The following is an 18,810-nucleotide window of genomic DNA, read 5'->3' on the forward strand; positions in this document are numbered from 1 at the left end:
GCAGGCTGCGGCCATGAGCACCGAACATCCTCAAGGCCGATACGCCTCGTTCGAGGCGTTTTACCCCAACTACATCCATGAGCATTCCAACCGGACCTGCCGCCGCATCCATGTGGTCGGAACAGGGCTGGTGATCGCCGCCTTTCTGGCCTTTTGCGTCTCGCTGAACGCCTGGTGGCTGCTGGCCATGCCCCTGGTCGGCTACGGCTTCGCCTGGGTCGGGCATTTCTTCTTCGAGAAGAACCGGCCGGCGACCTTCAAATATCCGCTGTGGAGCCTGATGGGGGATTTCCGCCTCTTCTTCGAGACGGTGACGGGGCGGCGGAGGTTCTAGCCGCCTCTTTCCTCCCCACTTTGTGGGGAGGGGGACCGCGAAGCGGTGGAGGGGCGACGCAGCTATTAGCGCTCAAACAAAAAGGCGACCGGATCGCTCCGGTCGCCTTTTTTGTCGGTGAGGCGGAAACCCCTTAGTTCGAGGCCGTTTCCCAGGCCGGGGGGCAGCCGTCGAAGTCGCCGGCGTCAGCGATGGTCAGGGTCTTCATGTTCAGGCTCATGGCCTGGCGCATCGAGCCGCGGCCGTGGCCGGTGTAGAGGTCGATCTTGGCGCCTTTGATCGCGCCGCCGGTGTCCGAGGCGTACCAGTAGCCGTCGTGGACGCCGCCGTCGGCCAGGCGCATGCCGACCGTCTCGCGGATGAACAGCTTGGTGCGGCGCGGGATGACGCGGGGATCGACGGCGACCGTGCGCATGGCGATGGGACGGCAACCCAGCGAGTCGTTGCCCGTCGCGCCGCCGCCGCCTGCATGATAGAGGCGGGCCGAGGCGCGCCAGTCGGGATCGCCCGCCATCAGCTCGGCCTGTTCGGCGGAGAGGGCGGAGGCATCGACGGAACTTTCAGCCGCCGCGGCGGTTTCCATTGCAGCCGTTTCGATCGCGACAACGGCTTCATAGGGCTGAGGCTCTCCGGAACCGGAGAAGGCCATAGCCCAGAACATGGCAAGCGCAGCGGCTGTGTTCAGCATCGAACAGACTCAGGAAGCACCGGTCCCGACACGATCCGGCAGCGGGTTTTTGACCTCCAATTGTGGCAAAAACGTGTTGCTTGAGATCAGGCGCGCATCTGCGTCACGATCATCGTTCGATTAGTCCACAGGTCCATGAGCATATCGCCCAAATGTCACAGCATATGTGGCAGCAACGAAATCAGTATTCATTCGTCATGGCTTCTATACTGTTCGGATCAGCTGTCCGGTTAACACCTAAGTCTGGACGCGTAACACTTTATTGCGAAGAATGTCTGCGTTTCGGTTCAAGATAACGGCGGCGTGATCGCCCGGCCACGCCCTGAGCGGCGTGGCTGGAGGCGGCGGCGGGAATGGGATAAGCGGTCGTTTCCCTTCGAAATTTTCCGCCGGTGTCCCCCGATGAAGCGTCAAGTCAAACGCCTGATGATCTCCGCCGCCGCCCTGATGCTGGTCGCGGCCCCCGCCGTTCAGGTCGACGCCTGGGGAAACACCGGCCACCGTCTGATCGGCGTCGCCGCCATGCGCGCCCTCAGCGACGACCTGCCCGCCTTCTTACGCACGCCGGGCGCCATCGCCGATGTCGGCGAACTGGCGCGCGAGCCTGACCGCTGGAAGGGGGCCGGTCAGCCGCACGACCGCGAGCGCGACACGGCCCACTTCATCGACTTCGACGACAACGGCTTTGCGATGAAGGCGAACGGCCCGTCCATCGATGCCCTGCCGCGCCTGAAGTCGGACTTCGACACCGCCCTGGTGCAGGCGGGGATCAAGATCGACGAGGTCGGCTATCTGCCCTACGCCCTGATGGACGCCTATCAGAACCTGGGTCGCGACTTCGCCTACTGGCGTGTGCTGACCGCCGCCGAGGGCCGTGAGACGGACCCCGGCAGGAAGGCCTGGTATCGCGCCGACCGCGAGCGCCGCGAGGCCCTGATCCTGCGCGACATCGGCGTGCTGGCCCACTACGTCGGCGACGGCTCGCAGCCGCACCACACCTCGATCCACTTCAACGGCTGGGGCGACTATCCCAACCCTGAGGGCTTCACCAACTCGCGTCGGACCCATGGCATCTTCGAGGGCGAGTTCACCTCGCGCGTCGCTCGTCTGGACACGGTCGAGGCGGCCATGAGCCAGCCTCAGGTCGCAAGCCTGGACCTGCGCGCCCGCACCGCCGGCTATCTGAAGACCACCCTGGGCACGGTCATTCCCTTCTATCGCCTGGAGAAGGCGGGCGGCTTCCGCGACGCCGACCCGCGCGGCGCAGCCTTCGTCACCGAGCGTCTGGCGGCGGGCGCGTCCGAACTGCGCGACCTGATCATCCTCAGTTGGCGCGAGAGCGGCACGGCCTCCATCGGCTGGCCCGCCGTCAAGGTGGCCGAGGTCGAAGCCGGCACGGTCGACCCCTGGACCTCGATGATCGGCGAGGACTGATCCCGCCTTCCTTCTCCCCTTGTGGGAGAAGGTGGCAGGCGAAGCCTGACGGATGAGGGGTCACGCTGCGGCTGGCCGCGTCATTCTTGTCGACTGATGAGAAACCCCTCATCCGGCCCTGCGGGCCACCTTCTCCCGCAAGGGGAGAAGGACTAAAGACCGCCCCATGACTGAACTCACGCCCCCCGTCGTCATCCTCGACAAGTCCCAGATGGCCGAGAACATCGGCGCGGTCGCTCGCGTCATGGCGAACTTCGGCCTGACGGAACTGCGGCTGGTCAGCCCGCGCGACGGCTGGCCCCAGGAACGCGCCTGGGCCACCGCATCGGGCGCCGACTGGGTGCTGGAGGGGGTCAAGGTCTTCGACAGCGTGGCCGAGGCGATCCGCGACCTGAACACCGTCTTCGCCACCACCGCCCGCCCGCGCGAGACGCGCCAGCCGGTGCGCACCCCGCGTGAAAGCGCCCGCATCCTCTATGACGACACGGCCTCGGGGCTGAAGACCGGCCTGCTGTTCGGCGGCGAACGGGCGGGGCTGGAGACCACCGACATCGCCCTGTGCGCCGGGATCACCACCATCCCCATCGACCCGCGCCACCATTCGCTGAACCTGGCCCAGGCCGTGGCCATCAACGCCTATGAGTGGCGCACCCTGATCCTCGACGCCCCGCCGCCGCGCTTCCGCGAAGGCGAGCCGCCCGCGTCGAACGAACTGCTGGTCGGGATGTACGAGCACTTCGAGGCCGAGCTTGAGGCTGGCGGCTTCTTCCACCCGCCCGAGAAGAAGCCGTCCATGAGCCAGAACCTGCGCGTCATGCTGGGCCGCGCCGCCTTCACCGAGCAGGAAGTCGCCACCATGCGCGGCGCCATCCACGCCCTGGCCAAGGGCCGCGGCCGGGTGCTGGCCAAGCTGGCCGAGAAGCGCGCGGCGGAAGCGAAGAAGGGCGGCGAATAGGCTCGCCCCCCGTCCGTCATCCTCGGGGCGGCGCAGCCGAACCCGGGGACCCAGACGGTTGAGCGAGCGCCGCCTTGTCCTGTTCGCGCCTTGCGTGCTGAATGGTCTGGGTTCCGGGTTCGGCTGCGCTGCCCCGGAATGACGGCAGGGGAGGAGGGGGTGTTGCGAAACCCAGACGCGATCATCGCCGCCTACATCATGGCCAGTCGCCGTAATGGCACGATCTACACGGGCGTCACCAGCGACCTTCATGCCCGAGTGTGGAAGCACAAACTCGGGACGTTTACGGGCTTCACCGATGATCACGGCTGCAAGGGGCGTGGTTCGAGCCTCATCTGGGCATGACCGAAGCCATCACCCGCGAGAAGCAGATCAAGAAGTGGCGACGCGCATGGAAGCTGGCGCTGATCGAAGCCGCCAATCCGGTATGGGAAGACCTGGCGGCGGATTGGTATGGCTGACCCCTCATGCCGTCATCCCGGGGCGCGAAGCGAACCCGGGACCCAGGCGGTTGATCGGGTCGCGCCTTGTCCTGTAGCCGCCCCGCGTGTTGAACGGTCTGGGTTCCGGGTTCGGCTGCGCCGCCCCGGAATGACGGAGATAGAATGAAACTCGCCCTCATTTACCCGCTGGCCGCCCTGGCCGAGATCGGCGGCTGCTTCGCCTTCTGGGCCTGGCTGAAGCTGGATCGGTCGCCGGTCTGGCTGGTTCCGGGCGTGGTCAGCCTGATCGCCTTCGCCTGGTTGCTGACGCTGGTTCCGGCCGAGACGGCGGGGCGGGCGTTTGCGGCCTATGGCGGGGTCTATATCTGCGCCTCGCTGGCCTGGATGGCGCTGGTCGAGAAGACGACGCCGGACCGCTGGGACCTGATCGGCGGGGCGGTCTGCCTGATCGGGGCGGGGGTCATCCTGTTCGGCCCGCGCGGCTAGAGGTCCGCGAAGAACCCCGGCACGGCCTCGGTGGCGGGGCCATAGACGCCCTCGTCGAACAGGCGGGCGCCTTGCGTCGGCTCCAGATTGATCTCCACCGTCCGCGCCCCGGCCATGCGCGCCTGTTGCACAAAGCCCGCCGCCGGATAGACGGCGCCCGAGGTGCCGATGGAGACGAACAGGTCGCACCGCTCCAGCGCCGCCTCGATCCGCTCCATCTGAAGCGGCATCTCCCCGAACCAGACGATGTGCGGACGTAAAGTTCCCTGCGGATGATGCGGCGAGGCGTGCGCGATCTCCAGATCGTCGGTCCAGTCGCAGACGACGCCGGAGGCGGTGCAACGCGCCTTGTTCAACTCGCCATGCATATGGATCAGCTCGAACCCCGAGGCGGGCGGCGTGTCCATGTGCGCACGGTCGTGCAGGTCGTCGACGTTCTGCGTCACCAGCAGGAAGTCGCCCCGCCACCGCGCCGCCAGATCGGCCAATGCCTGGTGCGCGGCGTTGGGCTGAACCCTGGCCAGATGCCGCCGCCGCTGGTTGTAGAAGTCCTGCACCAGGGCCGGGTTGGCCGCGAAGCCCTCGGGCGTCGCTACATCCTGGATGCGATGCCCCTCCCACAGCCCGTCCGAGGCGCGAAAGGTCGGCACGCCGCTCTCGGCTGAGACGCCGGCGCCGGTCAGGACGACGAGGTTCATGCGGGGCTCCTCTGGGCGAGACGGTCATGCAGCCAGTCGATCATGGCGCGGACCTTGGGCGGGACGTGGCGGGGGTGGGGATGGACGGCCCAGACGCCTTCGTCGGGCGGGCGGGCCTCGTCCAGCAGCGAGACGAGGGCGCCGGAGCTCAGCGCCTCGGCGACATAGAAGTCGGGCAGCTGGCACAGGCCGAGGCCTTGCAGGGCCGCATCCAGCACCGCCGCGCCGGAGTTGCAGCGCCAGCGGCCGGAGGGGCGAAGGGCGACCTCGCGCCCGGCCTCGGTGAAGCGCCAGTGCTCGGCCGAGCCGATCAGGCCATCGTGGCTTGCGATCTCGGACAGGTCACGCGGGGCGCCGCGCCGGGCCAGATAGTCGGGGCTGGTGCACAGGATCAGCCTTCGTGAGGCCAGCCGCCGCGCCATCAGCCGCGAGTCGGTCAGGTGGCCGAAGCGCACCGCTAGATCATAGCCGTCGCCGACCAGATCGCGCAGCCGATTGTCGAGGTCCAGCTCGATCCTCAGCTCCGGGTTCTGGCGCGCGAAGGCGTTGACGGCGGGGGCGATGAACCGCTCGCCATAGGAGACGGAACAGGTCATGCGCAGCAGGCCGCGCGGGGCCTGATCGTCCGGCTGGACGGCGGCCAGGGCCTCGTCGCGTTCGTCGATCAGGCGACGGCAACGGGCGAGGAATTCGCGGCCCGCGTCGGTCAGCTCGACCCGGCGGGTGGTGCGGTGGAGCAGGCGGGTCTGCAGCCGGTCCTCCAGCCGCGCGATCTCGCGGCTGACCGCCGAGGTCGAAAGGCCCAGCCGTCGGGCGGCGGCCGAGAAGCTGGCCTGTTCGGCGACAGCGGTGAATTCGTCGATCCCGTCCCAGCGGCTCATCGGGACGTTCGATCATGATTGTTGCAACACGACAATAATGTTTTGCGGTTGTCGCCGTTTCGGCCAAGCGCGGTGCGGCGTAGAACTGACGCCAATTCAGCCACCGCCTGTCCCTGAAGCAGCGAGCGACCGCGTCGCGAGCGATAGGGACGTCCGAAGGACCTACATCATGAAAACCCGCGCCGCCGTTGCGTTCGAAGCCAAACGCCCGCTCGAGATCGTCGAGGTCGATCTGGAAGGCCCGCGCGCCGGCGAGGTGCTGATCGAGATCAAGGCGACCGGCGTCTGCCACACTGACGCCTATACGCTGGACGGTCTGGACTCCGAGGGCATCTTCCCCTCGATCCTGGGCCACGAGGGCGCGGGCGTGGTGGTCGAGGTCGGACCGGGCGTGACCTCGCTGGCTGTCGGCGACCACGTCATCCCGCTCTACACCCCGGAATGCCGCCAGTGTAAGTCGTGCCTGAGCCGCAAGACCAACCTGTGCACCTCGATCCGCTCGACCCAGGGCAAGGGCCTGATGCCCGACGGCACCTCGCGCTTTTCCTACAAGGGTCAGCCGATCGCCCACTACATGGGCTGCTCGACCTTCTCGAACTACACGGTCCTGCCCGAGATCGCCCTGGCCAAGATCCGCAAGGACGCGCCGTTCGACAAGGCCTGCTACATCGGCTGCGGCGTGACGACGGGCGTGGGCGCCGTGGTCAACACGGCCAAGGTCGAGCCGGGCGCCAAGGCCGTGGTCTTCGGTCTGGGCGGCATCGGCCTGAACGTCATCCAGGGGCTGAAGCTGGTCGGGGCCGACATGATCGTCGGCGTCGACATCAACGGCGACAAGGAAGAATGGGGCCGTCGCTTCGGCATGACCCACTTCGTCAACCCGAAAGAGGTGTCGGACGTGGTGGCCCATCTGGTCGAACTGACCGACGGCGGCGCCGACTACACCTTCGACTGCACCGGCAACACCGTGGTCATGCGTCAGGCGCTGGAAGCCTGCCATCGCGGCTGGGGCGAGAGCATCGTCATCGGCGTGGCCGAGGCGGGCAAGGAGATCGCCACCCGTCCGTTCCAGCTGGTCACCGGCCGCGTCTGGAAGGGCTCGGCCTTCGGCGGCGCGCGCGGGCGTACTGACACGCCGAAGATCGTCGACTGGTACATGGACGGCAAGATTGAGATCGATCCCATGATCACGCACACTCTGCCGCTGGAACGCATCAACGAGGCCTTTGACCTGATGCATGAGGGCAAGAGCATCCGCTCGGTGATCGTCTTTTAACAGACTGGTGAAATGAGGCGGCGGGGCAGCGATGAGCTACGATCTTCTGGTGTTCGAGCCCGCCGCCGCTCCGGTCGAGCGTGACGCGTTTCAGGCCTGGTATGACGCCTTCATGCGTTGGGACGGTGCGTGGAATTACAATGATCCCGCCGTCTGTTCGCCCGCTCTACAACGCTGGGAAGCGGGGATGCGGCGGCGATTCTGGGCGTTGAACGGCCCACATGCCTCGCGAACAGGGCCGTGGCTCAGGCCGTCCGATTCCGCAGACATCACCTGTGCGCCCAGCGCCATCTACGCGGGGTTTGCCTGGAGCCGCGCTGATGTGGCGCAGGAGTTGGCGCTCACCCTCGCCAAGCGGCATGGCGTGGGGTTCTATGATGTCAGTGGCGACGGCTCTGTCTGGCGACCAGATGTCTGAGCGGGCGCGCTGACTGTAGATGAGCATCCGTTCGGTGATCGTCTTTTAACAAGGAAGGGCTGGCCTATGAGTGACTGGAAGCTGCCGTGGACCGGCGCCTGCCTGTGCGGGCAGGTGCGCGTTCGAGTCACCGAGGCGCCGGTTGTCGCCGCCGCCTGTCACTGTCGCGCCTGTCAGAAGCTGACGGGCGGGGCCTATTCGCTCAGCCTGATGCTGCCGGCCTCGGGGCTGTCGGTCGAGGGCGAGACCGAGATCGGCGGCCTGCATAATCCTGTGCCCGAGCATCACTTCTGTTCCTCGTGCAAGACCTGGCTGTTCACGCGCGGCATCGCCGGTGGGGCCTTCGTCAACCTGCGGCCCAGCCTGCTGGATGACGGGGGCTGGGTCGTCCCCTATGCGGACACCTGGGCGACGGAACGCCTGCCGGGCGTCCAGTCCGGCGCAGTGGTGCACTATCCCGAGTTCCCGCCGGTCGAGGACTATGCCGGACTGATGGAAGGCTATGCGCGTGACGGGGCCAGGCCGGGGTGATTGCGTCTGCAGGAGAGACCATGATCACGCGCGCGCTGCCTCTGGGGCGCATTCACGAGGGCTTGGAGCTGATGTGTGAGGGCAAGAGCCGCTCGGTGTTCGTTTTCTAGATGGCTCTTTCCCGATACCTTGCTTGCGTTGCGCTGGCGGCAGTCTCAGCGTGCAGCGCACCATGGGAAGCGGATGCGCCGCGCCTTGGCGCGGAGGTATCGGGTGACGGCTTCACTTTGAAGATGCCGGAGGGTGCGACATTTCTGAAGCGAGCGGTTGGTGGAGAGAAGATCGAGTACCGGGTAGTCGATCCTAAAATCGGCACGCTTGTCGATGTTATGGTTTGGCCTTCGGGAGAGATGCTACCCTTGGAAGAGGGGGAAACCATCAGCTCAGTACGCGATAATCCTCGTGTTGTTTCTCGCATCGAGGCCGATGGCGAGCGGCATGTGGTCGGCTATATCTGGAAACGAAAATGCACAGCCGATATCGAGATCGGATCATGGGCTGGGATTGATTTCGTTTCCTCCACGCCGGACCCTCGGGAGCATGATGCGAGGCGAGCACTTGCCGATGCCGTCGCGGCCTCATTGAGACCGACTTCCTGCAAGGCGGAGTGATCTGTCTTCATAGGAATGCTATTGGGTTCGTTGCCAAAAGAAACTTTATCAACCTAGATGGAAACGAGCCGCCGGTTGCCGGAGCGGCGTCAGGGAGAAAATACATGTTCACTCACGTCACGCTCGGGGCCAACGATGTCGAGGCGTCGCGCAAGTTTTATGACGCGGTGCTCGGGGCCCTGGGCCACGAAGCGGGAACCTTCACGGATCAGCCTCGCCCCGGCGTCTGGTACAGGACGTCGCGCGGGATGCTGGGCGTGGTCACCCCGCGCGACGGCGAGGCGGCCTGTCACGCCAACGGCGGCACCATCGGTTTTGCGGCGGCCAGCCCTGAGGCCGTGCTCGCCTTCGCCGAGGCCGGCGTGGCGGCGGGCGGCACGGCGATTGAAGATCCCGCGGGTCCGCGCGAAACCCCCTTCGGCGCCATGCATCTGGCCTATCTGCGCGACCCGTCGGGCAACAAGATCTGCGCCGTTCACCGGCCGGGCTGAGGACTGAGGCGATGAAGAAGGCGGCGACTGCGTCGATCATGGCCCTTGCGGTCGTCATGGGCCTCGCCGCCTGCAATCGGGGCGAGCCCGCGCCCGTAGCGGCCAAGGCCGAGGCCTGGGTCGGCAAGGACGTGGTCCTCTATCTGCCCGATCCCATCATGAAGGCGCGGGTCGAGGTCGCAGCCCTGTCGCCCTACGTCAACGCCGCGACGCTTGCGGCCGAGGGGGCGGTGCGCGCCGCGCCGGCCCAGCCCGGCGCCTCGGGCATGTTGCTGCTGATGGTCAAGCCGGGCGGGCGGGCCAAGGCCTGGGTCGTGACCGGGGAACCGGCGCCTTCGTCTGAAACCGTTGCGGCGGTGGTCAAGGCGGTCGAGGCCGTGCCTGCGCCCGCCGTGCGCGAGGGGCCGATCCTGGTCGGCGTCGGCTTTGACGCCTGGGGCGGCGGCGCGCCGCCCGCCGGGGCCAGCCCGCCCATCCCGCGCGACTGGTATGCACATTTTGCGAAGGACGGCGGCCGACTGGACGACGCCTTCATGGCCCGCGTCTGGCCCGACTGATTTCTGGAGTTTGAGTTGATGGAAACCACCAAGAGCCATGTCGTTCACGGCGGGACCCTGCGCTATCTGAAGCACGACAGCGCCACGACCGGCACGCCCATGACCCTGTCGGTCTTCGTCCCCGCAGGCGAAGGGCCTTTCCCGGTCCTGATCTGGCTGTCGGGCCTGACCTGCACCGAGGACAATTTCACCACCAAGGCCGGGGCCTACAAGGCCGCCGCCGAACAGGGCGTCATCATCGTCGCGCCGGACACCAGCCCGCGCGGGGAAGGGGTCGCCGATGATCCGGCCTATGACCTGGGACAGGGCGCGGGCTTCTACGTCGACGCGACGCAAGCGCCGTGGGCGCCGCACTTCCGCCTGGAAACCTATGTCACCGACGAACTGATCGCCCTGATCGACGCCGAGTTCCCCACGACGAAAACGCGCTCCATCTTCGGTCACTCGATGGGCGGGCACGGGGCGCTGACCCTGGCCCTGCGCCATCCCGAAATGTTCACCTCCGTCTCGGCCTTTGCGCCGATCTCGTCGCCGACGCGCTGCGCCTGGGGCGAGAAGGCGTTTGGCGCCTATCTGGGCGAGGATCGCGCCGAATGGGCCAAACACGACGCGGCCCTGCTGATCGAAGGCGGCGCGGCCCAAGACGCAGATGGAAAGGGCCGTTTCGACGACATCCTGGTGGATCAGGGCGACGCCGACCCCTTCCTGACCGACCAGCTCAAACCCGAACTGTTGGTCGCGGCGGCCAAGGCTGTGGGACAGCGGCTTACCCTGCGGATGCAGCCGGGCTATGATCACTCCTACTTCTTCATGGCCAGCTTCGTGGATGACCACGTCGCCTTCCATGCGACCCGCCTGAAAGCCTGAGACTATGACTGACGCCGCTTCCAACTTCGACCACGTGGACTTCGACGAGATGTTCGCCGCCCTGTGCAGCGAGGTGGGCTTCTGCCTGCATGACAAGGGTCAGAAGAAGGTGATCGCGGCCCTGCCCAAGGGTCTGGATGCGGCGATGAAGGCCGTGCTGGCCGCCGAGGGCGTGGACGAACCCAATGCGCCGGGCGACCTGAAGAAGGCCGTTCGCGACTGCTTGAAGGCCCACGTTCAGCCGGGCTGATCTGAACTCCAGGCGGCGGATGAACGAAACTTCGTCCGCCGCAGGACAGTGACGCCTTGCGGGGCGGCGTCGCTTCGATAGTGTCCCCTCCCATTGCTTTTGGGAGGAAGCCCCGATGATGGACCGTCGCCGCCTGTTGATGACCGCTGCCCTGGGAGGCGCGTTCGCGACCTCGGGCGCCGCCCGTGCTCTGGCGCAAGCCGCCGCGCCTGCCGCTGGCCCGACCTCGGCCCAGTTCCTGGCCCTGCTGGACAAGATCGCGCAGGAGATGATCCTGTCCGATCCCGAGACCCTGACGGCATTGGGCATGGACCGCGGGCCGATGGCTGGCGCCCGCTTCAAGCTGAGCGACCGTTCACAGGCCAAGATCGATGCCGACAAGGCTCAGTTCAAGGCGTCGATGTCGGACCTGAAGGCCATCGACAAGAGCCAGCTGACCGCGACGGAGCAGACCTATTACGACTCGCTGGAATTCTTCGGCGACACCCTGATGAAGGGCGACGGCTTCCCCTATGGCGGCGGCATGTATCCGTCGCCCTATACGGTCAGCCAACTGGGCGGCGCCTATCAGCAGATCCCCGACTTCCTCGACAGCCAGCACCGCATCGAGAGCGCCGAGGACGCCGACGCCTATCTGTCGCGCCTGTCGGACTTCGCCAAGGGCTTGGACCACGAGCGGGCGCGGATGCAGGCGGACTTCGCCGCCGGCGCCGTGCCGCCCGACTTCGTCATCGATCGCACCCTGACCCAGATGGGCGCCATCACCGGCACGGCGGTGGCCGACTCGGTCATGAGCCAGTCGCTGGCCCGCCGCACCGCCGAGAAGAACATCCCCGGCGACTGGGCCGCGCGCGCTCAGGCCATTCTGACGGCGGAGGTCTATCCGGCCATCCAGCGTCAGGCGGATGCGTTGAAGGCCGTGCGCCCCGGCGCGACCCACGACGGCGGCGTCTGGCGTCTGCCGCAGGGCGAGGACTACTACCGCTTCGGTCTGCAGTACTACACCACCTCCTCGATGACGCCGGACGAGGTGCATCAGATGGGGCTGGAGCAGGTGGCCGAGATTTCGGCCCGCGCCGACGCCGTGTTGAAGGCGCAAGGCTTGACCCAGGGCACGGTCGGCGAGCGCATCGCCGCCCTCGGCAAGGACCCGCGCTTCGTCTATCCCAACACGGACGAAGCCAAGGAAGAGCTGCTGAAGGCCCTGAACGAGCAGATGGTCGCCGTTCAGGCCCGTATGCCGGAATACTTCGGCCGTCTGCCCAAGTCGCCGTGCGACATCCGCCGCGTGCCCAAGGCCATCGAGGCCGGGGCGCCGGGCGGCTATTATCAGTCGCCGGCCCTGGATGGATCGCGTCCGGGCGCATACTACATCAACCTGCGCGACACGGCGGAATGGCCCAAGTGGACCCTGCCGACCCTGACCTATCACGAGGCGGTGCCGGGCCATCACTTCCAGATCGCCCTGCAGCAGGAGCAGCCGGACACCCCGCTGCTGATGAAGGTCATGGGCTTCTCGGCCTATTCAGAAGGCTGGGGCCTCTATTCGGAACAGCTGGCCGACGAAATCGGTCTCTATGAGAACGACCCCTTCGGTCAGGTCGGCTATCTGCAGTCGCTGATGTTCCGCGCCGCGCGTCTGGTGGTCGACTCTGGTCTGCACCACAAGCGCTGGAGCCGCGAGCAGGGCATCCGCTACATGGTCGACACCCTGGGCGACCAGGAATCGAGCATCGCCACCGAGGTCGAGCGCTACTGCGTCTGGCCGGGCCAGGCCTCCAGCTACAAGGTCGGCCACACCACCTGGGTCAGGCTGCGCGAAGACGCCAAGAAGCGTCTGGGCGACCGCTTCGACATCAAGGGCTTCCATGACACCGGCCTGAACCTGGGCGGTGTGCCGCTGACGGTGCTGGAGCGGACCATGAACGCCTGGACGCCCGCCTGACCGACTGAGCTACGGGCGCGCCGGCCCGACGATTGTCTGAGTATTGAGGGGGCGCGCGGCGTCGCGCCCGCCTCTTTGGGGAGTTTGGACCATGATCGACCGCCGCCGCCTGTTGCTGACCGCCGCCGCCACGGCCGCCGTCGCGCCCTCGCTGGCCCACGCCGCCGCCAATGATGCCGACGGGCGGCTGAACGCCCTGCTGGACGGCTGGTTCGAGGCCGACATCGACGACAACCCCGAATATGCGACCAACCTTGGTCTGGATCGTGGCGCGCGCTCTAGTCTGTCATCCAAGCTGACGGCCATCAGTCCCGACGCCATCCGCGCCGACCGGGACAAGGCCATCAGCCGCTGGTCCACCCTGCGCGCTTTCGACCAGACGGGGCTCAGCGAGGCCGGCGCCCTGAACTACGCCATCGCCGCCTTCGGTCGCGAGACCTCGGCCGAGACCTCGCGCTTCGCCTACGGCTCGGGGCCGGGCCGTCCGTCGCCCTATATCGTGACCCAGCTCTCGGGCGCCTATTTCGAGACGCCGGACTTCATGGACAACCAGCACCGGGTCGAGGACGCGGCGGGGGCCGAGGCCTTCCTGTCGCGGCTGGAAGCCTTCGCCGGCGTGCTGGACGGAGAGACCGAAAAGGTGCGTGAGGACGCAGGGCAGGGCGTCATCCCGCCGGACTTCATCATTGACCGCATGCTGCCGCAGGTCCGCACCCTGCGCGACACGCCTGCCGCCGAGCTGGCCATGGTCAAGTCGCTGGTCCGCAAGACCGCTGCGCTGAACCTGAGCGGCTATGACGCCCGCGCCGCCGCCATCGTCGATCAGAAGGTCAAGCCGGCCCTGGCTCGCCAGATCGCGGCCCTGGAGGCGATCCGCCCGCAGGCGACCCACGACGCCGGGGTCTGGCGCCTGCCCGAGGGCGAGGCCTTCTACGCCAACGGTCTGAAGTCCAACACGACCACCACCCTGAGCGCCGCCGAAATCCACAAGATGGGTCAGGAGCAGGTCGCCGAAATCAGCGCCGAGATCGACCTGATCCTGAAGTCGCAGGGCTATACGCAAGGGACGGTCGGCGAACGCATTCAGGCCCTGAACAAGGACCCAGCTCAACTCTTCCCCAACACCGACGCGGGCAAGGAAGAACTGCTGGCCTGGCTGAACCAGCAGGTCGCGGCGCTGGAGCCCAAGCTGCCGTCCGTCTTCGGTCGACTGCCCAAGACCCATGTCGAGATCCGCCGCGTGCCGGTGTCGATCCAGTCGGGCGCGCCGGGCGGCTATTATCAGGGGCCGCCGCTGGATGGCTCGCGGCCGGGCGCCTACTACATCAACCTGCGCGACAGTGGGAACTGGCCCAAGTTCGCCCTGCCGACCCTGACCTATCACGAGGCCTCGCCGGGCCACCACCTGCAGGTCGCCCTGCAGCGCGAGTCGGGCGAACTGCCGCAGTGGCGCCGGGCGGGCGGTTTCTCGGCCTATAATGAGGGCTGGGCCCTCTATGCCGAGGCGGTCGCCGCCAACGACCTGCACGCCTATGCTGACAACCCGCTGGGCCGGGTCGGCTTCCTGATGTCCTATCTGTTCCGGGCCGTGCGTCTGGTGGTCGACACCGGCCTGCACTCGGAGCGCTGGAGCCGCGAGCGGGCGGTCGAATACATGGCGGCCTCGGGCGCCAAGCCGCTGGACGCCTCGAACAGCGAGATCAACCGTTACTGCGTCTGGCCGGGCCAGGCCTGCGCCTACAAGGTCGGCCACACCGTCATCGCCCGCCTGCGGGCCGAGGCCGAGGCCAGGCCTGGCTTCGACCTGCGCGCCTTCCACGACAAGGTGTTGGTGAACGGCTCCCTGCCGCTGGCCGTGCTGGAAGCCCAGATGCGGGGCTGAGGCGCCGCGCAGGACTGAAAGAAAGACGGCCCGGACGTTCGCATGTCCGGGCCGTTTTCAAATTGGCTCTGACCGGCGATCAGGTCGCTGTGCGCCAGGTGGTCGGCCACAGGTCCTGGGGCACGGCCGTGCAACTCGGCATGGCCTTCTCGTCCAGCAGGGCGAAGCGCTCTCCGGTCCAGGCCCAGGTCCCCATGCGGCCGCAATCGCCGATGCCGCGCCCCTTGCCGAAGGCGAACAGGGTGCGGGTCTTGGGGTCATAGCGGCTGTTGACCAGGTCCTGCTCGTTGCCTGTCGCCGTGGGGAAGACAACCGGCTGGGGCGCGGTCCCGTCGGCCGGGGTGATGAAGTAGGTCTGGTTGAAATTATAGGCGCCCTCGCCGCAGGGCACGGCCCACAGCAGCTTGTCATTGGCCAGGCGGAAGACCTCGACGTTCGGCTCGAACCGCTCGCCCCTGCGGGTTTCGGCCAGGCATTCCTTGACCTTGGGGTGGGCCAGCAGGGCCGGGGACAGGTCGTCCTGCACCAGGCCGTTCTGGGCGATGGCGGCGGCGACGCTGACGCGCGGCGCGGCGGGGGCGGCAGGCACCTCGGCGGCCGGGCGGTCGCCGCGCCGGATCAGGGCGGTCGGCGTATTCAGCCGGCCCTGACGCTCGTCGATCCAGAGGAAGGCGGCGGCCGCCCCGCCCAGGCTGACCTTCATTTGCTGGTCGCCGCGCTTCAGCGCCATGAAGGCGCCGTTGCCCAGGTCGTGCAGCAGTTGGGACGAGGGGGTCTTGAAGGCGATGACGTCGCCTTCCTCGTCCATCTTGGCGTTTTCGCCCGCATAGCGGCGACCATCGATGACGGCGTGGACGGAACCCTGACCGTCCTCCAGACCCCAGCCGCCCATGTGGACGACGGGCCGGGCCTCGGGGCCGGGGGCCAGGGAGACCAGGACGAAGCCCATATTCTCATGCGCCGGGCCGAAGGCGACGCAGTGGTTGGTGTTGTCGCAGGTGGCGGTCCAGTCGCGGAACTCGCGCGTCATGCTGGGCGGATTGGCCGACGCCTGGACCGCGGCGGCCGGCGCGGTTGCGGCTGTCTCGACCGCAGAGCCGGCTGCGGCGGGCGTCGAGGCCGGCGCCTCGCCTTCCTTCGATCCACAGGCCCCCAGCACCAGCGGCAGGGTCAGGGCGGCGGAAGCGGTCAGCAACAGGCTGCGAAGCGTCATGTCTGGCGTCTCATCGGCGAGAGGGGAGCGATAGGCGGGCTCCATGAACGGTCAAGCTGGCCGCGGGTTCAAGTCATGTGGGGCATTTTACGCCGCAAGGCCGATCAGACCGCTCAGCCTTTGCGCCCGCGCGCGCGTCTCGCTATACCGCCCGCACGATATTCCTTCCCTGAGTTAGAGACAGAGGCAGAGCATGGCCAAGATCAAGGTCGCCAATCCCATCGTGGACATCGACGGCGACGAAATGACCCGGATCATCTGGCAGTGGATCAAGGACAAGCTGGTCTTCCCTTACCTTGATCTGGAGCTGGACTACTACGACCTGGGCATGGAAAGCCGTGACGCCACGGACGACCAGATCACCATCGACGCGGCTCACGCCATCCAGAAGCACGGCGTCGGCGTCAAGTGCGCCACCATCACGCCGGACGAAGCCCGCGTCGCCGAGTTCGGCCTGAAGAAGATGTGGAAGTCGCCGAACGGCACCATCCGCAACATCCTGGGCGGCGTGGTCTTCCGCGAGCCGATCATCTGCAAGAACGTGCCGCGTCTGGTTCCGGGCTGGACCCAGCCGATCGTCGTCGGCCGTCACGCCTTTGGCGACCAATACAAGGCCACCGACTTCCTGTTCCCGGGCAAGGGCACGCTGTCGATCAAGTTCGTCGGTGAAGACGGCGCAGTGATCGAGCACGAAGTGTTCAAGTCCCCGTCGGCTGGCGTGGCCATGGGCATGTACAACCTCGACTCGTCGATCCGTGACTTCGCCCACGCCTCGTTCAGCTACGGCCTGGCCCGTAACTACCCGGTCTATCTGTCGACCAAGAACACCATCCTGAAAGCCTATGACGGTCGCTTCAAGGACATCTTCCAGGAAGTGTTCGACGCCGACTACGCCGAAGAGTTCAAGGCCCGCGGCCTGACCTACGAACACCGTCTGATCGACGACATGGTGGCCGCCGCCATCAAGTGGTCGGGTGGTTTCGTCTGGGCGTGCAAGAACTACGACGGCGACGTGCAGTCGGACATCGTGGCTCAAGGCTTCGGCTCGCTGGGTCTGATGACCTCGGTCCTGATGACCCCGGATGGCCAGATCATGGAAACCGAAGCCGCCCACGGCACGGTGACCCGCCACTACCGTCAGCACCAGAAGGGTGAAGCGACCTCGACCAACTCGATCGCTTCGATCTTCGCATGGTCGGCCGGCTTCAAGCACCGCGCCAAGCTGGACAACAACGGTGCGCTGCTCGAGTTCGCCGAGACGCTGGAACGCGTCGTGGTCGAAACCGTCGAGTCGGGCTTCATGACCAAGGACCTGGCCCTGCTGGTCGGCGACCAGCAGTCGTGGCTGACCACCGAAGGCTTCCTGGACAAGGTGTCCGAGAACCTGCGCAAGGCCCTGCCGAACATCGGCTAAGGCTTCTTTGTTGGGCCGCGGTCAAAAGGCTCCGCCTTTTCGACCCGACGCGGCCTGACGCGCTCAAGCAGCGCGAAGCGCGTTACGCACCAAGAATGGGCCCGCCGGAGAAATCCGGCGGGCCTTTTTGCTGACTGCTTCAAGAGCCCTCCCCCTCGAGGGGGGAGGGTTGGGTGGGGGTGTTGGCAGGTCCTATCGCGTGGGGCGCTGAAGACTGGGTCTTCGCCTTCGCCTCATGCGCTCCATTGGGCATGTCGCGCTCAGCACCCCCATCCCCGGCCCTTCCCCCCTCGAGGGGGAAGGGTGACAACACTTGAATATGAAATTCAGCGGGTTCGGTTTGCGCGCCCGCAATTACACTGAGGGTTAACGACGCCCTTGAGCCCCCCTTCGAACCATGCCCTTAATGTCCTTGGGGGTTTTCGAGGTCGTGTCACGCCATGTCGCTTACCCGTCGCGTTCGTAAGGCAGGGGAGGGCCGATGAACCAGAAACTGATTATTCGCCTGGGGGGCGCCGCCGTGGCGGCGTTCGTTCTGGCCTATGCCGCGTCGCCCCTGCTGGCGGCGCGGTCCCTGGTGCAGGCGGCCAAGACCGGAAACGCGCAGGCGCTGGAGCGCCAGGTCGACTTTCCCGCCTTCCGCGCCAGTCTGAAGGATGAACTGAGCGCCCGCATGGTCTCAGAGATGCGCAAGGACGATCGTCTGGGCGGCCTGTCCGGTCTGGGCATGCTGCTGGCCCCGACCCTGGTGTCGGGCGCGGTGGACGCCTTCGTCACGCCCCAGGCCATCTCGGCCATGGTGCAGGAGGGCAAGGTGCCCAAACCCGACCTGGCCAAGGTCGAGCCAGACGTCGAGCCGAAATCGGAGAGCCAGAAGGTGCGCCAGTCCTGGGGCTATCGTGACCTCGACACCTTCGCCGTCACCTTGAAGCGGGATGATCAGCCGGACGAGCAGGTCTCCCTGCTGATGAAGCGCCGCAACCTGTTCGGCTGGAAGCTGGCGGGGATTGATCTGAGCCAGCCGAACCCGTGACCGAATGGGAGCGGGCGCGGCGCGAGGTTGAGAGCTGCATCGCCGAGCGGCCTAGCGAGTATAAGTCGGCGACCGTGGCCGTCATGAACGATATTTTGGGACTGCTGCAACAGACCGGGCGACCGGCCCCAAACATCTGGCCCGGCTATTGGCCGACGTTCTGCGTCGATTGGGATTTAGCAGACGTAGAAAACCTGAAGCTGGAGGTCTTTGCCGATCGGATTGAGGTCTATCGCTACAACGAGACTCTGTTCGATGTCTGGGATGAAGATCATGAGCCCGGCAGCGCCTTCTCTGAGGCGTTTCTGAATGAACTTCCTTCGCCGGATGCGACGTCTGCTTAAGCAACCAGCCTGATCCGAGCCAAAAAAAGGGCGGCGCATCGGATGCGCCGCCCTTTCCT

21 protein-coding genes are annotated in these 18,810 nt (G+C 66.6%); 17 read left to right on the forward strand and 4 right to left on the reverse strand.

Annotated elements, in window-relative coordinates:
* Positions 1 to 13: 13 nt before the first annotated feature.
* Positions 14 to 334: an Mpo1-like protein gene (locus CQ039_RS07800; RefSeq protein WP_105563852.1), complete on the forward strand. Its 321-nt coding sequence runs from the start codon at positions 14 to 16 to the stop codon at positions 332 to 334.
* 133 nt (positions 335 to 467) lie between these two features.
* On the opposite strand, the gene CQ039_RS07805 is transcribed toward CQ039_RS07800, so the two are convergent.
* Positions 468 to 1,022 carry a 3D domain-containing protein gene (locus CQ039_RS07805; protein ID WP_105563851.1) on the reverse strand — a complete coding sequence of 185 codons (555 nt, stop codon included), beginning with the start codon at positions 1,020 to 1,022 and terminating at the stop codon, positions 468 to 470.
* A gap of 402 nt (positions 1,023 to 1,424) precedes the next feature.
* On the opposite strand from CQ039_RS07805, the gene CQ039_RS07810 reads away from it, so the two are divergent.
* The 3 genes from CQ039_RS07810 (at position 1,425) to CQ039_RS07825 (ending at position 4,340) form a co-directional block, all read left to right on the forward strand.
* Positions 1,425 to 2,456 carry a S1/P1 Nuclease gene (locus CQ039_RS07810; protein WP_105563850.1) on the forward strand — a complete coding sequence of 344 codons (1,032 nt, stop codon included), beginning with the start codon at positions 1,425 to 1,427 and terminating at the stop codon, positions 2,454 to 2,456.
* 166 nt (positions 2,457 to 2,622) lie between these two features.
* On the forward strand, positions 2,623 to 3,411 hold the full coding sequence (locus CQ039_RS07815) for an RNA methyltransferase (RefSeq protein WP_105563849.1): 789 nt from the start codon (positions 2,623 to 2,625) through the stop codon (positions 3,409 to 3,411).
* A 605-nt stretch (positions 3,412 to 4,016) separates the two neighbouring features.
* A complete protein-coding gene (locus CQ039_RS07825; RefSeq protein ID WP_105563848.1) occupies positions 4,017 to 4,340 on the forward strand; it encodes a YnfA family protein in 324 nt (107 codons plus the stop codon).
* On the opposite strand, the gene CQ039_RS07830 is transcribed toward CQ039_RS07825, so the two are convergent.
* A complete protein-coding gene (locus CQ039_RS07830) occupies positions 4,337 to 5,038 on the reverse strand; it encodes an NAD-dependent deacylase (protein WP_105563847.1) in 702 nt (233 codons plus the stop codon). The genes CQ039_RS07825 and CQ039_RS07830 overlap by 4 nt on opposite strands.
* Complete coding sequence (locus CQ039_RS07835) at positions 5,035 to 5,919, reverse strand: LysR family transcriptional regulator (RefSeq protein WP_105563846.1); 885 nt, start codon at positions 5,917 to 5,919, stop codon at positions 5,035 to 5,037. The genes CQ039_RS07830 and CQ039_RS07835 overlap by 4 nt, the downstream gene beginning before the upstream one ends.
* A 169-nt stretch (positions 5,920 to 6,088) precedes the next feature.
* Here CQ039_RS07835 and CQ039_RS07840 point away from each other — a divergent pair, with 169 nt between their 5' ends.
* From CQ039_RS07840 to CQ039_RS07880, 10 genes are all read left to right on the forward strand, one after another.
* Positions 6,089 to 7,195: an S-(hydroxymethyl)glutathione dehydrogenase/class III alcohol dehydrogenase gene (locus CQ039_RS07840; protein WP_105563845.1), complete on the forward strand. Its 1,107-nt coding sequence runs from the start codon at positions 6,089 to 6,091 to the stop codon at positions 7,193 to 7,195.
* Between the two features lie 31 nt (positions 7,196 to 7,226).
* Positions 7,227 to 7,613: a hypothetical protein gene (locus CQ039_RS07845; protein WP_105563844.1), complete on the forward strand. Its 387-nt coding sequence runs from the start codon at positions 7,227 to 7,229 to the stop codon at positions 7,611 to 7,613.
* Positions 7,614 to 7,679: 66 nt separating this feature from the next.
* On the forward strand, positions 7,680 to 8,144 hold the full coding sequence (locus CQ039_RS07850; RefSeq protein WP_105563843.1) for a GFA family protein: 465 nt from the start codon (positions 7,680 to 7,682) through the stop codon (positions 8,142 to 8,144).
* A gap of 110 nt (positions 8,145 to 8,254) precedes the next feature.
* Positions 8,255 to 8,755: a hypothetical protein gene (locus CQ039_RS16530; RefSeq protein WP_146112117.1), complete on the forward strand. Its 501-nt coding sequence runs from the start codon at positions 8,255 to 8,257 to the stop codon at positions 8,753 to 8,755.
* A 104-nt stretch (positions 8,756 to 8,859) separates the two neighbouring features.
* Positions 8,860 to 9,246 (forward strand): VOC family protein, encoded by a 387-nt coding sequence (locus tag CQ039_RS07855; RefSeq protein WP_105563842.1) that lies wholly within the window; start codon positions 8,860 to 8,862, stop codon positions 9,244 to 9,246.
* A gap of 11 nt (positions 9,247 to 9,257) precedes the next feature.
* Positions 9,258 to 9,803 (forward strand): hypothetical protein, encoded by a 546-nt coding sequence (locus CQ039_RS07860; RefSeq protein WP_105563841.1) that lies wholly within the window; start codon positions 9,258 to 9,260, stop codon positions 9,801 to 9,803.
* Between the two features lie 18 nt (positions 9,804 to 9,821).
* Positions 9,822 to 10,670 carry an S-formylglutathione hydrolase gene (fghA, locus tag CQ039_RS07865; protein ID WP_105563840.1) on the forward strand — a complete coding sequence of 283 codons (849 nt, stop codon included), beginning with the start codon at positions 9,822 to 9,824 and terminating at the stop codon, positions 10,668 to 10,670.
* 4 nt (positions 10,671 to 10,674) lie between these two features.
* The gene (locus CQ039_RS07870) at positions 10,675 to 10,920 is read left to right on the forward strand and encodes a hypothetical protein (protein ID WP_105563839.1); all 246 of its coding nucleotides are present in this window, start codon (positions 10,675 to 10,677) and stop codon (positions 10,918 to 10,920) included.
* A gap of 115 nt (positions 10,921 to 11,035) precedes the next feature.
* The gene (locus CQ039_RS07875) at positions 11,036 to 12,865 is read left to right on the forward strand and encodes a DUF885 family protein (protein ID WP_105563838.1); all 1,830 of its coding nucleotides are present in this window, start codon (positions 11,036 to 11,038) and stop codon (positions 12,863 to 12,865) included.
* Between the two features lie 91 nt (positions 12,866 to 12,956).
* Positions 12,957 to 14,747, forward strand: coding sequence for a DUF885 family protein (locus CQ039_RS07880; RefSeq protein WP_105563837.1), 1,791 nt, complete (start codon positions 12,957 to 12,959; stop codon positions 14,745 to 14,747).
* Positions 14,748 to 14,826: 79 nt separating this feature from the next.
* Here CQ039_RS07880 and CQ039_RS07885 read toward each other — a convergent pair whose 3' ends face one another.
* The gene (locus tag CQ039_RS07885; protein ID WP_158256004.1) at positions 14,827 to 15,960 is read right to left on the reverse strand and encodes a DUF1176 domain-containing protein; all 1,134 of its coding nucleotides are present in this window, start codon (positions 15,958 to 15,960) and stop codon (positions 14,827 to 14,829) included.
* Between the two features lie 193 nt (positions 15,961 to 16,153).
* On the opposite strand from CQ039_RS07885, the gene CQ039_RS07890 reads away from it, so the two are divergent.
* From CQ039_RS07890 to CQ039_RS07900, 3 genes are all read left to right on the forward strand, one after another.
* The gene (locus tag CQ039_RS07890) at positions 16,154 to 17,374 is read left to right on the forward strand and encodes an NADP-dependent isocitrate dehydrogenase (protein ID WP_105563835.1); all 1,221 of its coding nucleotides are present in this window, start codon (positions 16,154 to 16,156) and stop codon (positions 17,372 to 17,374) included.
* Positions 17,375 to 17,855: 481 nt separating this feature from the next.
* The gene (locus CQ039_RS07895; protein WP_105563834.1) at positions 17,856 to 18,407 is read left to right on the forward strand and encodes a DUF2939 domain-containing protein; all 552 of its coding nucleotides are present in this window, start codon (positions 17,856 to 17,858) and stop codon (positions 18,405 to 18,407) included.
* Positions 18,404 to 18,751, forward strand: a complete 348-nt coding sequence (locus CQ039_RS07900) for a hypothetical protein (protein WP_105563833.1) — start codon at positions 18,404 to 18,406, stop codon at positions 18,749 to 18,751. Before CQ039_RS07895 ends, CQ039_RS07900 begins: the two co-directional genes overlap by 4 nt.
* The last annotated feature ends 59 nt before the right edge of the window (positions 18,752 to 18,810 follow it).

The sequence above is a fragment of the Brevundimonas sp. MYb52 genome, from assembly GCF_002979535.1.
Taxonomy (GTDB): domain Bacteria; phylum Pseudomonadota; class Alphaproteobacteria; order Caulobacterales; family Caulobacteraceae; genus Brevundimonas.

Coding starts and splice junctions, on each gene's coding strand:
- CQ039_RS07800 (WP_105563852.1), top strand. CDS start 14: ATGAGCACCGAACATCCTCAAGGCCGATACGCCTCGTTCGAGGCGTTT.
- CQ039_RS07805 (WP_105563851.1), bottom strand. CDS start 1,022: ATGCTGAACACAGCCGCTGCGCTTGCCATGTTCTGGGCTATGGCCTTC.
- CQ039_RS07810 (WP_105563850.1), top strand. CDS start 1,425: ATGAAGCGTCAAGTCAAACGCCTGATGATCTCCGCCGCCGCCCTGATG.
- CQ039_RS07815 (WP_105563849.1), top strand. CDS start 2,623: ATGACTGAACTCACGCCCCCCGTCGTCATCCTCGACAAGTCCCAGATG.
- CQ039_RS07825 (WP_105563848.1), top strand. CDS start 4,017: ATGAAACTCGCCCTCATTTACCCGCTGGCCGCCCTGGCCGAGATCGGC.
- CQ039_RS07830 (WP_105563847.1), bottom strand. CDS start 5,038: ATGAACCTCGTCGTCCTGACCGGCGCCGGCGTCTCAGCCGAGAGCGGC.
- CQ039_RS07835 (WP_105563846.1), bottom strand. CDS start 5,919: ATGAGCCGCTGGGACGGGATCGACGAATTCACCGCTGTCGCCGAACAG.
- CQ039_RS07840 (WP_105563845.1), top strand. CDS start 6,089: ATGAAAACCCGCGCCGCCGTTGCGTTCGAAGCCAAACGCCCGCTCGAG.
- CQ039_RS07845 (WP_105563844.1), top strand. CDS start 7,227: ATGAGCTACGATCTTCTGGTGTTCGAGCCCGCCGCCGCTCCGGTCGAG.
- CQ039_RS07850 (WP_105563843.1), top strand. CDS start 7,680: ATGAGTGACTGGAAGCTGCCGTGGACCGGCGCCTGCCTGTGCGGGCAG.
- CQ039_RS16530 (WP_146112117.1), top strand. CDS start 8,255: ATGGCTCTTTCCCGATACCTTGCTTGCGTTGCGCTGGCGGCAGTCTCA.
- CQ039_RS07855 (WP_105563842.1), top strand. CDS start 8,860: ATGTTCACTCACGTCACGCTCGGGGCCAACGATGTCGAGGCGTCGCGC.
- CQ039_RS07860 (WP_105563841.1), top strand. CDS start 9,258: ATGAAGAAGGCGGCGACTGCGTCGATCATGGCCCTTGCGGTCGTCATG.
- fghA (WP_105563840.1), top strand. CDS start 9,822: ATGGAAACCACCAAGAGCCATGTCGTTCACGGCGGGACCCTGCGCTAT.
- CQ039_RS07870 (WP_105563839.1), top strand. CDS start 10,675: ATGACTGACGCCGCTTCCAACTTCGACCACGTGGACTTCGACGAGATG.
- CQ039_RS07875 (WP_105563838.1), top strand. CDS start 11,036: ATGATGGACCGTCGCCGCCTGTTGATGACCGCTGCCCTGGGAGGCGCG.
- CQ039_RS07880 (WP_105563837.1), top strand. CDS start 12,957: ATGATCGACCGCCGCCGCCTGTTGCTGACCGCCGCCGCCACGGCCGCC.
- CQ039_RS07885 (WP_158256004.1), bottom strand. CDS start 15,960: ATGACGCTTCGCAGCCTGTTGCTGACCGCTTCCGCCGCCCTGACCCTG.
- CQ039_RS07890 (WP_105563835.1), top strand. CDS start 16,154: ATGGCCAAGATCAAGGTCGCCAATCCCATCGTGGACATCGACGGCGAC.
- CQ039_RS07895 (WP_105563834.1), top strand. CDS start 17,856: ATGAACCAGAAACTGATTATTCGCCTGGGGGGCGCCGCCGTGGCGGCG.